Here is an 11,976-nt window from a genome sequence, read left to right on the forward strand (position 1 = left end):
GAACCTCGTCAGAAATCCAAACGACAAGCACAGCCTCAAAGTCCGGCGAAAAAAGGCAAACCTCAACGACGACTATCTCGAAAAGCTCATCACCCAAGCAATAAATTAACCTGAAGCGATTCCCCTGACTTCGGAACGATCCCTCATGCCGCCGTCTTCGGCGGCAGCGAGAGAAGATGGGGGACTTCGCGCGCCGGCCTCGGCGGACTGATGTAGTAGCCCTGGATCTCGTCGCATTCCTCACATTCGAGCAGCGCCAGTTGTGCGGCGCTCTCGACACCTTCGACGGTGACGCGCATGCCGAGCGCATCGCCGAGCAGGATGATCGCGCGCATGATCGCATGCGCCTCCTTGTTGTCCGCAATGTCGCTGACGAAGGATTTGTCAATCTTGATCTTGTCGAAAGGGAAGCTCGAGAGGTAGCTCAGCGAAGAATAGCCGGTGCCGAAATCGTCCATCGAGATGCGGATGCCGCGCTCCTTCAACGCATGCAGGATCGGCAGCACCTCGTCGAGATTTTCCATCAGTACGCTCTCGGTGATTTCGAGCTCGAGCCGCGATGGCGTCAGCGAGGCGGCGGCGAGCGCTTCGCCGACGTCCTGCGGCAGATCGGTGCCGCTGAACTGGATCGCCGAAACATTGACGGCAACCTTGATGCCTTCCGGCCATTGCGCCGCATCGCTGCACGCCCGGCGCAAGACCCAGCGGCCGATATCGACGATGAGGCCGACCTCTTCCGCAAGCGGAATGAAATCCATCGGCGAAATGCGGCCCCGGATCGGGTGGTTCCAGCGTATCAGGGCTTCGAAGCCGCAGATGCGCCGCTGCGAGAGATCGTAGAGCGGTTGGTAGTGCAGCTCGAATTCTTCCTTCTGCACGGCGGCTCGAAGGTCTGCCTCCAGCGTGTGGCGCAACTGCATCTGCGCTTCCATCTCGCCGGTGAAGAAGCGCTCGCGTTTGCGTCCGTCCGCCTTGGCATGCGAGAGGGCCACGCCGGCATGTTTCAGGAGGACGTCGGTTTCCTCTCCGTCTCCGGGTGCGACCGCGATGCCCATGGAGACGCTGAGCTCCACTTGTTTCTCGCCGTGGAGGAATGGTTCGGAAAGCTCTCGGCGGATCTGGTCTGCCAGCGCCGTCACGTTCCACGGCTGCTGCCTTCCTGTCTGCAGAATTGCGAACTCGTCCGAACCGAGACGCGCCAGGATGTTTTCCGTACCGGCAGAGGCGCGGATACGATCGGCGACCTGCTGCAGGATGTCGTCGCCGGTCGACGCGCCCATCGTGTTGTTGATCGATTTGAACCGGTCGAGATTGAGGTGCACGAGGGCGATCTGCTCGTCCGGCTTGCGCTCGGCAAGTGCCGCATCCACCCGCTCGCGGAAATGAATACGGTTCGGAAGGCCGGTCAGCGGGTCGTGGTGGGCGAGATAGGCAATGCGCTCGGCCGCCTTTCGATCCTCGGTAATATCGGCATGGATCGCGATACTGCTGCCGTCGGAAAGGATGGTCACCATGCTCTGGATGATGCGGCCATCGTCCATCTGCCATTCCCGCCGGCGGAGGCTGTCGTTCTTCGCACGCGCAGAGGAATGCTTCCTGCTCCGCTGCTCAGGCGTAGTGCAGATGCTCTCGGCGCCGCGTATTCTGCCGATAAGGTCGGCGATCGTCGCGCCGGCGTCGACATCTGCTCGCCTGAGGCCGAAGAGTTGGCGGAAGCGGGTATTGGAAAGCCGCAGCCGCTGGTCGGCGTCGAAGACGCTGAGACCGATCGGCAGATTGTTGAGAACGACTTCGAAAAGTCTCTTCTGTTCGTCGAATGCCTGCGTGACCGCCGAAATCTCGCCTCGCATCGCGTGGTTTTCGGTCAGCAGCGTTTCCGCGCTTCTCTCGATTTCGCCATAGTCGCTTTCATGGCGGCGATAGGTTGCAATCACGAGATCCATGAGACGCTGCGCATCGATCGATCCGTCGTCCGTGACGGCCTGCGCGCATTGTTGCCAGAAGAGCGTCTCGGCTTTCATGCGGGTGCATCTTGCAGGGACGTTGCGACGATAAAGGCAGAAGGCGTTTTCGTTTGATGAACGTACCTCATCGCGCCGGACATGGAAGAACCTTCCTAAAAGTGCTCAGAAATTGATTTTCTGCGGGATAGACGGCCTGGTAGTGATTTGTGCTCCCATCTTGTACGGGCCGGATTAATATTCGGTTGCACCGCAGCAGAGACATCCGTTCGGTCATGCATTTGTTTTATATGTGAAAAACATCTGAAATGCGGTGGCGGACGATCGGTTGGAGCGGGTGGAAAACTGTCCGGCCTCGCGTCTTTAGGTTTTGTCAATCATCGTTAAGCAGAGGTTAACAACTTATTGACGCACTGCGCAAATCAGTTTAACCAGCGATTCAACACTCGATTTTTTCACCTTCGTATTGCGTACAAACACCACCGGCAGAAGGCGGTGGATGGAGGTTTGTATGACCAGCACCACATCCGTTTCAGATACTTCATATGCATATCTGGCGACGCTGTCGCGGCTCGATGCCAATGGTGACGGCGTGCTCAGCCGTGGCGAACGCGCTGCGGACGAGAAGCCCGGTATCATCAAGGAGCTCCTGGAAGACGACCAGGCCAGCGATGCGCAGCCGAAATTCTCCGGCAGCCTTGTTGCGCTGATGATGGATACGCGTCACAGCGGCGCGACAAGCAGCATTGCCGTTCCCTATCCGTTGCAGCAGACAGCGCCGACATCAGGCGATCAATCCGACGATCTTTACCGCAACACCTACGGCCAGTTCGATTTCAACGCCGTCGCCTAAGCGATGCCACGAATTGAAATGTCTGCGAGCCGGCCATTGGCCGGCTTTTCTCGTTCGAAACTCTTCGAACAGGAACACCTTCCGGGCTGACACGTTCAAAAGGACAACCGGACGGAAGGAGATCTCCATGAAAGCCATGTGCACCATCGCCGCCCTGAGCCTGCTTGCGGTTGCATTTCCGGCAGGCGCCCAGGAGAAGCAGACGGCGATCGCCAATTTCGTCGATAAGGACGGGAAGGAAGATGGCCGCGCGCAGCTGACGGCTGCCGCCAACGGCGGCGTCCTGATCGAAGTCGAAATAGCGGGACTGCCGGCGAACAAATGGGTGGCCTTCCATGTTCATGAGACCGGCCGCTGCGACGCTGCCACCCATCATGAATCGGCGGGCGGTCATTTCAATCCCGAGAAGGTGGAGCACGGCATTCTGGCGGCCAAAGGCCCGCACCCCGGCGACATGCCCAATCAATATGTCGGGCAGGACGGCGTGTTGAGGGCGCAGATCTTCAACACCATGGTTACGCTCGACGGCAAGACCGACGGCATTCGCGGCCGTGCATTGATGGTGCACGCCAATTCGGATGATTATCGCAGCCAGCCGTCAGGGGATGCCGGCGAAAGACTTGCCTGCGGCGTCGTTCAGTAGCCCGCGGCACAATGCTTTCAATCCGAATCATTGCCGCGTCGGCCCCGGCTTTTCGGCCGCGGCCCTGCCATTGGATTTCTTTGTTGATGCCGCATCTGCAGAGTCCGGCACCTCGGCCGGATTACCCTTCTCATCGAAGGCGAACTTCACGCGCTTCAGCATGTCGCGGCTGACTGCCCACCAGTCGCCGGTCTTTGCCCAATAACGCAGGGTCAGGAAGATCGCGCTGTCAGCGAGGCTGTCGACGAAAACGCTGGGTGCCGGTGACGGCAGAACCCTGGAATCGGCTTTGGCAAGCCCCCTCAGCGTCTCCATCGCCAGATCGAGGTCATTCTCATAGCCGACCTTGATCTTCACCTCATGCTGCCGTGTAGGCTGACGGCTGAAATTGGTGATCGGCGTGTTCCAGAGCGTCGAATTCGGCGCCAGCCGATAGAGCCCGTCGCCGGTTCTGAGTTCGGTCGCAAACAATCCGATTTCGCGCACCGTGCCGGCGACACTGCTGGTCTCGATATATTCGCCGACGCGAAACGGCCTGAGGATCAGCAGCATGATGCCGGCCGCGATGTTCTGCAGCGTTCCTTGCAGCGCCAGGCCGATCGCCAGGCCTGCAGCGCCGAGTGCCGCGATGATCGAGGCGGTCTGGACGCCGAACTGGCCGAGCACGGTAATGAATACCAGGATGAGCAGCGCATAGCGCACCACATTGGTAAAGAAGCGTGCCAGGGTCTCGTCGATGCCATGGATACGCGACAGGCCCTCATAGGCCCAGCGGCTGATAAAACCGGCGAGCGTCCAGCCGACGACGAGCAGGATCACTGCCCCGAGAATCGAGAAGGAATATTGTACGGCGAGTGCGCTTGCCTGGCTGAGCGCGGTGCGCGTGGCGAGGAGGACATCGTTTGCCTGCTGTTCCATCGAGTCTGGCCCTGCTGATCATGCGTCGTGGGCTAGATGGAGCAGGTGGCGGCAGCGTCAACCGCCGGCGGTGTCCCTGATCGCGAGCAGGAAAGGCGCGTTGCCGTCGGCATCGGCGCCGCGTCCGATGGCCCGCACTGCCGCAACCAGCCGGCCGCCACGACCGAGCAGGGCGTCGCCGATTTCGATCAGCCGGGCATTCGGCGTCGCGAAAGGCGAGGCGGCCCGCAGCCGCTGGGCAAGCGTTTCCTCGCTCTGTTCCGGTGCGAGCGACAGGGCGGCGATCAGGGCCGCCGCGGGCGATCGCGACACACCCATCCAGCAATGGATGAGCAGCGGTGTCTCCTGGCGCCAGGAAGCGGCAAAGTCGATGAGGGCTCGAACATGCGTCTCGTCAGGCGCGACGAGGTCGCCGGTGCCCTTGAAGGTGATGTCGTTCATGCCAAGCGTCAGATGGCGTTCGGCCGCGATCACGCCGGGCCGATGAAAAGCCTGCTCCTTGGCGACCAGGCTGATCATGTCACGCGCCTTGTGGCGCACCGCCATTTCCGCGATGCGCGAAAGCGGCGAGACGACGATGAAGCTCATGCTGCCATCCCCCGTTCGGCCTCGATCGCCGCGAAACGCTCGCAGAACAGCCGCTGTGCTTCCAGGGCCGGCAGCGGCTCGATCATCAGCATGTCCCTGCTGATGCCGCGCGGCTGGCCGAAGAATTTCTGCGCCTCGGCAGGCGTGAAGCCGGCGAGCACCGTCGCTTCGAAATAGGCGGCGATCGTATCGGCCTTCTTGATCCGCTCCTTGAGATCGCGCGATGGATGCGGAGGCAGGCCGAAACGCAGGTGGACGGCGGCCTCCAGCCGTGTTTCCACCGCCTTGTATCCGCCGCCGACCACTGATTTGAACGGTGAGATCATGTCGCCGATCACATATTCAGGCGCGTCGTGCAGCAGCGCCATCAGGCATTCCGCCGGCTTGGCATCGTTGAAGCGTCGAAAAATATCCTCGACGATGAGACTGTGCTGCGCCACCGAAAAGGCGTGATCGCCTGAGGTCTGGCCGTTCCAGCGGGCAACGCGCGCAAGTCCATGGGCGATATCGACGAGTTCGACATCGAGCGGCGAGGGGTCGAGCAGGTCGAGCCTGCGCCCGGACAGCATGCGCTGCCAGGCGCGTGGAGCTTTGGCAGTCACGCGCTTGCCTCATCGGCGCTCGTGGGAAAGACGAGACCGGACCATTCCGGCAGGGCGAGAGAAACGGGCGTTTCGCCGGCAAGCAGTGGCGTATCCGCCGCAATCGCGGCACCCACACGGTCGATGCGCACGATCGCCAGTCCCTTGTCGCCTTCCACCGAGCCGAGCGTTCCCACAGGCTTTCCGGCCGCGGTGATCTCCGTTCCCGTCTCCGGCAAGGCGGTTGCGGCGGAAACCGTGACGACGCGCCGGCGGGCGGTGCCGCGGTGCTGCATGCGCGAGACGACCTCCTGGCCGACATAGCAGCCTTTCTTGAAGGAGAGACCGCCGTTCAGATCCATCAGGACGTCATGCGGGAAGGCATCCTGCAGCGCGAAATCCGGTCCCGACGTCACGATGCCGTGGCGGATGCGCAGCGCGTCGTAGAGCGCTTCCGCGTCGTCGCCGTGCCTTCCTGCCCGGCGGGTCAGCGTGATGCCCGCCTTGGCAAAGCGGCTGTCCCGGGCGCCATTTGCATCAGCGCCCCAGGAGACGGTGACGCCTTCTTCGGCATGCGGCGCAAGGGTCACGGCGGCGCGCAGCTTGTACATCGTCAGCCGCTTCAGCAGGCCGTCGCGCTGGCTGGCATCCGTTTCGATCGCGTAGCCGCCGACTTCCTGCCAGATGATGAAATCGAACAGGATCTTGCCTTGCGGCGTCAGCAGTGCGCCGGGCCGCGCCTCATCCGGCTCGAGCGCAACGATATCGGTGGTGATCAGGTTCTGCAGGAAGGATTGGGCTTCCGCGCCGCTGACGAAGAGCAGTGAGCGGTCTTTCAGGAATACGTCTGGCATGGCGGAACCCGTCGCGTTGGTCATCGCTCAGAGGTATGTCTTTGCGGGATGGATCGCAAGCGCCATGCAAGGCGCCAAAGGCCTGAACCGGGATAGCTTCAATCGCCTGCGGTGAAGAATTTCCATTTGCCGTCCGGCGTGATGCCGACGCGATAGAAATTATATCCGCCGAATTCCTGCATGTCGGAAAGATCGCCTGCCGTGACGATGCGCAGCAGCTCGACGCGCTCCGGCGGCGTCAGCGACTTCAGGTCCTTTTCGGCGAAATAGGGCCAGACATACATCTCGTCTGCTGTGCCCTGGCCGACATGTACGAAACCGGTCGAGATGATATCGAGCATGATGGCGAGGATTTCGTCTCCATCGGGATCGCCCGAAAGATCCTTCAGCGTGCTGATCGGGTCGTCGGTCGGCTCGCCCACCGTGACCTGGGTCTGGCCGGCGCCTGTGCCCATCAGCGGCCGCAGCCGCTCGAGATCGCCGGAGGCGGCTGCCTCGACGATCTGTTCGCGCATCTTGCGGACAGGCTCGGGCGCCTTGCTGATGTCGTAGATCACCTCGGCGGGCTTGGAATTATCCTGGGCGCTTGGGGTCTTGTCGACACCCTGATTGTTCTGGCTGTTGACCAGCGGATCGGCCATGGGAACGCCGGGAGCGGCTCCGCCCTGCGGCTGGCTCTGCGCCTGGGCGCCTCCCGCTGCGGATGGCGCGTCATTGGCGGCTTGGCCGGGGATCTTGTGCAGTTCGGAAAGCGCGTAAGCTGACGGCGCCAGGAAAACGTTGCCGGCCAGGCCGAACGCAAGCAGCACCGGCGCGAGCGGGATTCGCGAAACTTTCTCTTTACCGGTGCGCATCAAACTCTCTGATATCGGTTATTGCAGGGTGCGGTTCGCGGAAAATTCACCGGCAAGCATGCGCTCGCGCAGCGAATCGAGAAGGGCTTCGGCGCTGCTTTCCCCATGCAATCTGATCGTCTCGCGCAGCGCATGCGCAATGGCGGCATCGGCAATGATTTCAGGCTCGATTCCGTCGGCCATGCCATCGGCCCAAGCCTCGTTCTGGTACTCCAGAGCCGCCTGCATCTTCTCGTGAACGATCATGTCGTCGATGTCGTTGAGGCTTGCTTCCATTGTCTTTTCCTCAGAACTTCTCATGTCTTACTGCACCGTTAATAACACTAACAGCCTTTTCCCAAAACGACACGTCCGCATGCGAAAACAGGTTAATTAAACGTCAATTTCCAAAGCGCGAGGTAATTTCTGTGGCGAGTGTTGCACCTTCGTTACGGTAGCGCTCTTCTGCCACGATGGCGGCCGGGGTGCAATCCGTATAGACGGAGGCAAAGGCGCGATAGCCGCGATTGAAGGCCGCGGTGAGCTTTTCCTTGCGCTGCGGCTCGTTCCCTGCCTCCGAATCGAGCAGTCGCTGCATGCCCCTTCGCCACTCGTCGCCGCCCGCTGCCTTGCAGAGGGTTCTCAGGTAATGCACCGAACCCAGCACCTCGGCGAACCGCGCCAGTTTGTCGTCATAAGGCACGATCACCGGAGCCGGCGGGGCAGTCTCTTCCACCGGTGGAGGAGCCGGCGTGTTCTTGCCCTGCGCCAGAGTGGGGCCGGCCAGAACGAGCAGGGACAGGAAAACGCGCCGAACGGGAATCATGCGATCAGTTGATACGCTGAGCATGACGGCAACAAGGCGTGCCCGAAAATTTCCACTTCTATTCGCCGCCCGCCAACCGCTCGGCGCATTCGAGCACGCTCTGCGGCACCGGCAGCCGCCGGATTTCCTCGACCGTATACCAGCCAAGGGCGGCTGCATCGTCGGCCGCTTCCGCCACCGCATCCCGGTCCGCATCGACACGAAAGACCGACAGCAGGAAATGGCTGCTGACGCTGCCGTCGGCCGCATGCGTCTTCAGGTCATAGGTGGAAAACAGCCGTGGATTGCGCGCCGAGATGCCGGTTTCCTCATGGAATTCCCGAAGCGCCGTCTGCTCCGGCGTTTCGCCCGGCTCGGCCCGCCCGCCGGGAAAGGCGTACATCTCGGCGGAAGGCGGGTTTCGCCTGAGCACCAGAAGGAATCGTCCATCGCGTTCGAGAATGGCGGAAGAGGCGGCTTTGGCGGTGGAGGTCATGGGGGGCGCTCTTGCTGTGACGGCTCATCCTATCCGATGAACCGATATTTGCATGCCGCCGCCGCTTGGCTTCCCCAGTTTTCGCGGGAATAGTCGTGATGGATTCGAAAGGTGTTTCCGTGACCTACATCCTTTACGCCTTGGCGGCGATCTTCGAGATTGCCGGGTGCTTCGCCTTCTGGGCATGGCTGAAACTCGAAAAGCCCATCTGGTGGCTGGCGCCGGGCATGGTCTCGCTCGCGCTTTTCGCCTGGCTTCTGACGCTGGTGCCGAGCGAGGCTGCCGGGCGCACCTTCGCGGCCTATGGCGGCATTTATATCGTGGCGTCGCTGCTCTGGCTCTGGCTGGTCGAAAGCCGGGTGCCCGATCGCTACGATATCTCAGGCGCGCTGATCTGCCTCGCCGGGGCGAGCCTCATCTTGTTTGGGCCAAGAGGTTAGGCGTCTTGACCGGAGGCGAGCCGGGTGCAAAGACAAGCCGATGTGTGGACGTTTCGCCCTGACAAGCTCCATTGCCGAGTTGAGCGACTTCTTTTCCGGTCTCGACCTCGACGACTTTCCGGCGCGCTACAACATCGCGCCGACACAGCCGATCCTCGTTGTCATAGCGGGTGAGGGCAGGGAGCGAGGCAGCAACTCTGCTGACCGTCGCGCGGTGCTCGTACGCTGGGGGCTTACGCCCGCCTGGGTCAAAGATCCGAAGGAATTCCCGCTGCTGATCAACGCGCGCGCCGAGACCGCAATCGGCAAGGCTTCGTTCCGCGCGGCGATGCGCCATCGCCGGGTGCTGATTCCCGCCTCCGGCTTCTATGAATGGCATCGCCCGTCCAAGGAAAGCGGTGAGAGGCCGCAGGCCTATTGGATCAGGCCGCGCCGGGGCGGGGTCGTCGCCTTTGCCGGTTTGATGGAGACGTGGTCCTCGGCAGATGGCTCCGAGGTCGATACCGGTGCGATCCTGACGACGGCGGCCAATTCAGGGATTTCAGCGATTCACGATCGCATGCCTGTCGTCATCAATCCCGAGGATTTCTCGCGCTGGCTGGATTGCAAGACGCAGGAACCGCGCGAGGTGGCCGACCTGATGCGGCCTGTTCAGGAAGATTTCTTCGAGGCCATACCTGTCTCCGACAAGGTCAACAAGGTCGCCAATATGGGGCCTGACCTGCAGGAGCCGGTCGTCATCGAAAAGCCGGCCAAGGCGCCTGAGAAGCAGAAGCCTGACAACGGCCAGCTCAGTTTTTTCTGAAACTCCATCCGCTTCGGCAGCTAGATCTAAAGCATGTCAACCCAAACGGACTGCCGACCTGGGATGACGCCGAAGGCTTGAGCGTGACGCTTCAAGCGGATTTCTTGACGCTGCCCGGCTTGTGCTTCGCCATCAGCGACGCTGCGGCAACCGCCTTCAAGCCGACCGGGCGGTAGTTGGCGCTGAGATCGGGCTTGGCCGGTTGCTTTTCGCCGGTACTGTTCTTCTTCGAGGTCACGATACTCTCCATTACGTGGATCTTCCCTAGTCATTTTATTGTTTGCTGTTTCGTCATGAATAGCGACAAAACGGAGGCGTCGCCTATCAGGATTTGTAAACACGCACCATAATTCGCGAGCCTTAACTGAAGCCTACGTTGGTTAATACTTACTGAAGGGAGGAGTTCCAACAAAAGTGCGAAGCGCTTTTTCTGAGCAAAGCGCTTCGTTGTCGGGGAGTACGTGAGAGAGGAGCATTTCCCATGAGAAAGAGCAGGGAATGCGACAGGTCAGATGTGCCGGCCGATATCGTCGTCGCCGACGCCGGGTTCTTCGATCGTCAGCGTCCCGTATTTCCGGCGCCATTTGCGCGCGCCGAAGGGAAGTGAGACGAGGTAGGCGGCAACGGTGAAGACCATCACCTCCCAGGTGTAGCTCATCAGCAGAGCCACATAGAGCACGACCCCGAGCATCATCGGCAGCACGAGATCGCGCCGCAGCCGGTTGCCCTCCGACTTCCCCGACCAGACCGGCAGCCGGCTGATCAGCAGGAAGGCGATGGCGACGGTGTAGATCGACGAGATATAGGCGAAGGTGCGGTCGGTCGCGAGCCCGAGGAAGCCGAGATAAACCGGCAGCAGCACCAGCATGGCGCCGGCCGGCGCCGGCACGCCGACGAAATATTCCGATTGCCAGCTCGCCTTGTTTTCGCGTTCTGCCATGACGTTGAAGCGGGCAAGGCGGAGGCCGGCGGCGATCGCATAGATCAGCGCGGCGATCCAGCCGAGCGAGCGCGCCTGGTCGAGCGCGAAGACATAGACGACGAGGGCGGGTGCGACACCGAAATTGACGATATCGGCAAGCGAATCCATCTGCGCGCCGAACTTCGAAGTCGCCTTCATCAGCCGCGCCACGCGCCCGTCGATGCCGTCGAGGAAAGCGGCGAGCAGCACCATGGAAACGGCGAGCTCGTACCGGTTTTCGAAAGCAAGCCGGATGCCGGTCAATCCGGCGCAGATCGCCAGGATGGTGATGAGGTTCGGAAAGACGAGCCGAAACGGTATTTCGCGCAGACGCGGACCGCGCGCAGAATCATCCGGTCCGTTGGGTTCGAAAGGCGGAAAGGGCGTTTCCATATCGCGTTCCAATTCTTCCTAAAGCATGTCGCGCAAAAGTGTGCAGCGGTTTTGCGGCAACGACATGCGTAAAACAAGGACCTAAAGCGCAAGGAGCGAATCTGAAAGATCGCGACGCGCTTTAGCTGCGGCGGCTGATGACAGGGCCTTTGGCGGAGGCGAATTCGGCGATGACGGTTTCCCCCGCAACTGCCGTCTGGCCGAGCGAGACGCGCGGCGCGGCGCCCGCGGGCAGGAAGACGTCGAGGCGCGAGCCGAAACGGATCAGCCCGAAGCGCTCGCCGGCATCCACCGGCTCGTTCGGGTTTGCCCAGCAGAGGATGCGCCGCGCCACGAGGCCGGCGATCTGGACAACGCCGATCTGGCCGTGGCGGGTTTCGATCACCAGCCCGTTGCGCTCGTTGTCCTCGCTCGCCTTGTCGAGTTCGGCATTGACGAAGCTGCCGGAGCGGTAATTGATGCTGACGATCCGCCCGCGCATCGGCGCCCGGTTCACATGGCAATTGAAGACATTCATGAAGACCGAGATGCGCAGCATCGGCTCCGAGCCGAGGTTGAGCTCGGCCGGGGGCGTCACCATCTGGATCGCCGAGACCTTGCCGTCGGCGGGAGAGATCACCAGATCGTCGTCCTGCGGGGTCACGCGTTCGGGATCGCGGAAGAAATAGGCGCACCAGAGCGTGAAGATCATGCCGATCCAGAAGAGCGGCTTGAAGATCCAGCCCAGCACCAGCGAGGCGACGAAGAAGGCGGCAACGAAGGGATAGCCTTCCTTGTGCACGGGGACGATCGTGTTGCGAACCGTGTTGAACAGGCTCATGGCTGCCGGTCTCCTTGCGTTGTCG

Annotated in this window: 16 protein-coding genes; 4 read left to right on the forward strand and 12 right to left on the reverse strand. The window is 61.5% G+C overall.

The window, feature by feature from the left end; translation table 11 throughout:
* Positions 1-143 precede the first annotated feature (143 nt).
* Positions 144-2,021: an EAL domain-containing protein gene (locus tag ATY78_RS08890; RefSeq protein ID WP_088681986.1), complete on the reverse strand. Its 1,878-nt coding sequence runs from the start codon at positions 2,019-2,021 to the stop codon at positions 144-146.
* Between the two features lie 451 nt (positions 2,022-2,472).
* On the opposite strand from ATY78_RS08890, the gene ATY78_RS08895 reads away from it, so the two are divergent.
* Both ATY78_RS08895 and ATY78_RS08905 read left to right on the forward strand, forming a co-directional pair.
* Positions 2,473-2,814, forward strand: a complete 342-nt coding sequence (locus ATY78_RS08895; protein ID WP_088681987.1) for a hypothetical protein — start codon at positions 2,473-2,475, stop codon at positions 2,812-2,814.
* 127 nt (positions 2,815-2,941) lie between these two features.
* Entirely contained in the window at positions 2,942-3,457 is a 516-nt protein-coding gene (locus ATY78_RS08905) for a superoxide dismutase family protein (RefSeq protein ID WP_088681989.1), read from the forward strand.
* 27 nt (positions 3,458-3,484) lie between these two features.
* Here the strand turns inward: ATY78_RS08905 and ATY78_RS08910 are convergent, their stop codons facing one another.
* From ATY78_RS08910 to ATY78_RS08945, 8 genes are all read right to left on the reverse strand, one after another.
* Positions 3,485-4,375, reverse strand: coding sequence for a mechanosensitive ion channel domain-containing protein (locus ATY78_RS08910; RefSeq protein WP_088681990.1), 891 nt, complete (start codon positions 4,373-4,375; stop codon positions 3,485-3,487).
* Between the two features lie 57 nt (positions 4,376-4,432).
* Entirely contained in the window at positions 4,433-4,963 is a 531-nt protein-coding gene (locus tag ATY78_RS08915) for a tyrosine phosphatase family protein (RefSeq protein ID WP_088681991.1), read from the reverse strand.
* Positions 4,960-5,532, reverse strand: coding sequence for an HD family hydrolase (locus tag ATY78_RS08920; RefSeq protein ID WP_088682089.1), 573 nt, complete (start codon positions 5,530-5,532; stop codon positions 4,960-4,962). The genes ATY78_RS08915 and ATY78_RS08920 overlap by 4 nt, the downstream gene beginning before the upstream one ends.
* A gap of 29 nt (positions 5,533-5,561) precedes the next feature.
* Positions 5,562-6,398 carry a folate-binding protein YgfZ gene (locus tag ATY78_RS08925; RefSeq protein WP_088682090.1) on the reverse strand — a complete coding sequence of 279 codons (837 nt, stop codon included), beginning with the start codon at positions 6,396-6,398 and terminating at the stop codon, positions 5,562-5,564.
* Between the two features lie 98 nt (positions 6,399-6,496).
* Positions 6,497-7,252 (reverse strand): hypothetical protein, encoded by a 756-nt coding sequence (locus tag ATY78_RS08930; protein ID WP_088681992.1) that lies wholly within the window; start codon positions 7,250-7,252, stop codon positions 6,497-6,499.
* Between the two features lie 18 nt (positions 7,253-7,270).
* Positions 7,271-7,528: a hypothetical protein gene (locus ATY78_RS08935; protein ID WP_064692442.1), complete on the reverse strand. Its 258-nt coding sequence runs from the start codon at positions 7,526-7,528 to the stop codon at positions 7,271-7,273.
* A 103-nt stretch (positions 7,529-7,631) separates the two neighbouring features.
* Positions 7,632-8,081 carry a TIGR02301 family protein gene (locus tag ATY78_RS08940; RefSeq protein ID WP_190237424.1) on the reverse strand — a complete coding sequence of 150 codons (450 nt, stop codon included), beginning with the start codon at positions 8,079-8,081 and terminating at the stop codon, positions 7,632-7,634.
* A 34-nt stretch (positions 8,082-8,115) separates the two neighbouring features.
* The gene (locus ATY78_RS08945; RefSeq protein ID WP_088681993.1) at positions 8,116-8,532 is read right to left on the reverse strand and encodes an NUDIX domain-containing protein; all 417 of its coding nucleotides are present in this window, start codon (positions 8,530-8,532) and stop codon (positions 8,116-8,118) included.
* A gap of 119 nt (positions 8,533-8,651) precedes the next feature.
* Between ATY78_RS08945 and ATY78_RS08950 the strand changes: the two genes are divergently transcribed.
* On the forward strand, positions 8,652-8,972 hold the full coding sequence (locus ATY78_RS08950) for a YnfA family protein (protein ID WP_088682091.1): 321 nt from the start codon (positions 8,652-8,654) through the stop codon (positions 8,970-8,972).
* Positions 8,973-9,012: 40 nt separating this feature from the next.
* Positions 9,013-9,777 carry an SOS response-associated peptidase gene (locus ATY78_RS08955; RefSeq protein WP_088681994.1) on the forward strand — a complete coding sequence of 255 codons (765 nt, stop codon included), beginning with the start codon at positions 9,013-9,015 and terminating at the stop codon, positions 9,775-9,777.
* A gap of 91 nt (positions 9,778-9,868) precedes the next feature.
* Here the strand turns inward: ATY78_RS08955 and ATY78_RS28525 are convergent, their stop codons facing one another.
* The 3 genes from ATY78_RS28525 to ATY78_RS08965 form a co-directional block, all read right to left on the reverse strand.
* Positions 9,869-10,015, reverse strand: coding sequence for a hypothetical protein (locus ATY78_RS28525; RefSeq protein ID WP_190237425.1), 147 nt, complete (start codon positions 10,013-10,015; stop codon positions 9,869-9,871).
* Positions 10,016-10,285: 270 nt separating this feature from the next.
* Positions 10,286-11,131 (reverse strand): CDP-diacylglycerol--serine O-phosphatidyltransferase, encoded by an 846-nt coding sequence (pssA, locus tag ATY78_RS08960; protein ID WP_088681995.1) that lies wholly within the window; start codon positions 11,129-11,131, stop codon positions 10,286-10,288.
* 121 nt (positions 11,132-11,252) lie between these two features.
* Entirely contained in the window at positions 11,253-11,951 is a 699-nt protein-coding gene (locus ATY78_RS08965) for a phosphatidylserine decarboxylase (RefSeq protein ID WP_017963685.1), read from the reverse strand.
* Positions 11,952-11,976: the final 25 nt, after the last annotated feature.

It is taken from the genome of Rhizobium sp. R635, assembly GCF_002211285.1.
In the GTDB taxonomy this organism is placed as follows: Bacteria; Pseudomonadota; Alphaproteobacteria; order Rhizobiales; family Rhizobiaceae; genus Rhizobium.

Bases quoted from the DNA above. Each gene is read 5' to 3' on its own strand.
- ATY78_RS08890 (WP_088681986.1), bottom strand. From the start codon at position 2,021: ATGAAAGCCGAGACGCTCTTCTGGCAACAATGCGCGCAGGCCGTCACG.
- ATY78_RS08895 (WP_088681987.1), top strand. From the start codon at position 2,473: ATGACCAGCACCACATCCGTTTCAGATACTTCATATGCATATCTGGCG.
- ATY78_RS08905 (WP_088681989.1), top strand. From the start codon at position 2,942: ATGAAAGCCATGTGCACCATCGCCGCCCTGAGCCTGCTTGCGGTTGCA.
- ATY78_RS08910 (WP_088681990.1), bottom strand. From the start codon at position 4,375: ATGGAACAGCAGGCAAACGATGTCCTCCTCGCCACGCGCACCGCGCTC.
- ATY78_RS08915 (WP_088681991.1), bottom strand. From the start codon at position 4,963: ATGAGCTTCATCGTCGTCTCGCCGCTTTCGCGCATCGCGGAAATGGCG.
- ATY78_RS08920 (WP_088682089.1), bottom strand. From the start codon at position 5,532: ATGCTGTCCGGGCGCAGGCTCGACCTGCTCGACCCCTCGCCGCTCGAT.
- ATY78_RS08925 (WP_088682090.1), bottom strand. From the start codon at position 6,398: ATGCCAGACGTATTCCTGAAAGACCGCTCACTGCTCTTCGTCAGCGGC.
- ATY78_RS08930 (WP_088681992.1), bottom strand. From the start codon at position 7,252: ATGCGCACCGGTAAAGAGAAAGTTTCGCGAATCCCGCTCGCGCCGGTG.
- ATY78_RS08935 (WP_064692442.1), bottom strand. From the start codon at position 7,528: ATGGAAGCAAGCCTCAACGACATCGACGACATGATCGTTCACGAGAAG.
- ATY78_RS08940 (WP_190237424.1), bottom strand. From the start codon at position 8,081: ATGCTCAGCGTATCAACTGATCGCATGATTCCCGTTCGGCGCGTTTTC.
- ATY78_RS08945 (WP_088681993.1), bottom strand. From the start codon at position 8,532: ATGACCTCCACCGCCAAAGCCGCCTCTTCCGCCATTCTCGAACGCGAT.
- ATY78_RS08955 (WP_088681994.1), top strand. From the start codon at position 9,013: ATGTGTGGACGTTTCGCCCTGACAAGCTCCATTGCCGAGTTGAGCGAC.
- pssA (WP_088681995.1), bottom strand. From the start codon at position 11,131: ATGGAAACGCCCTTTCCGCCTTTCGAACCCAACGGACCGGATGATTCT.
- ATY78_RS08965 (WP_017963685.1), bottom strand. From the start codon at position 11,951: ATGAGCCTGTTCAACACGGTTCGCAACACGATCGTCCCCGTGCACAAG.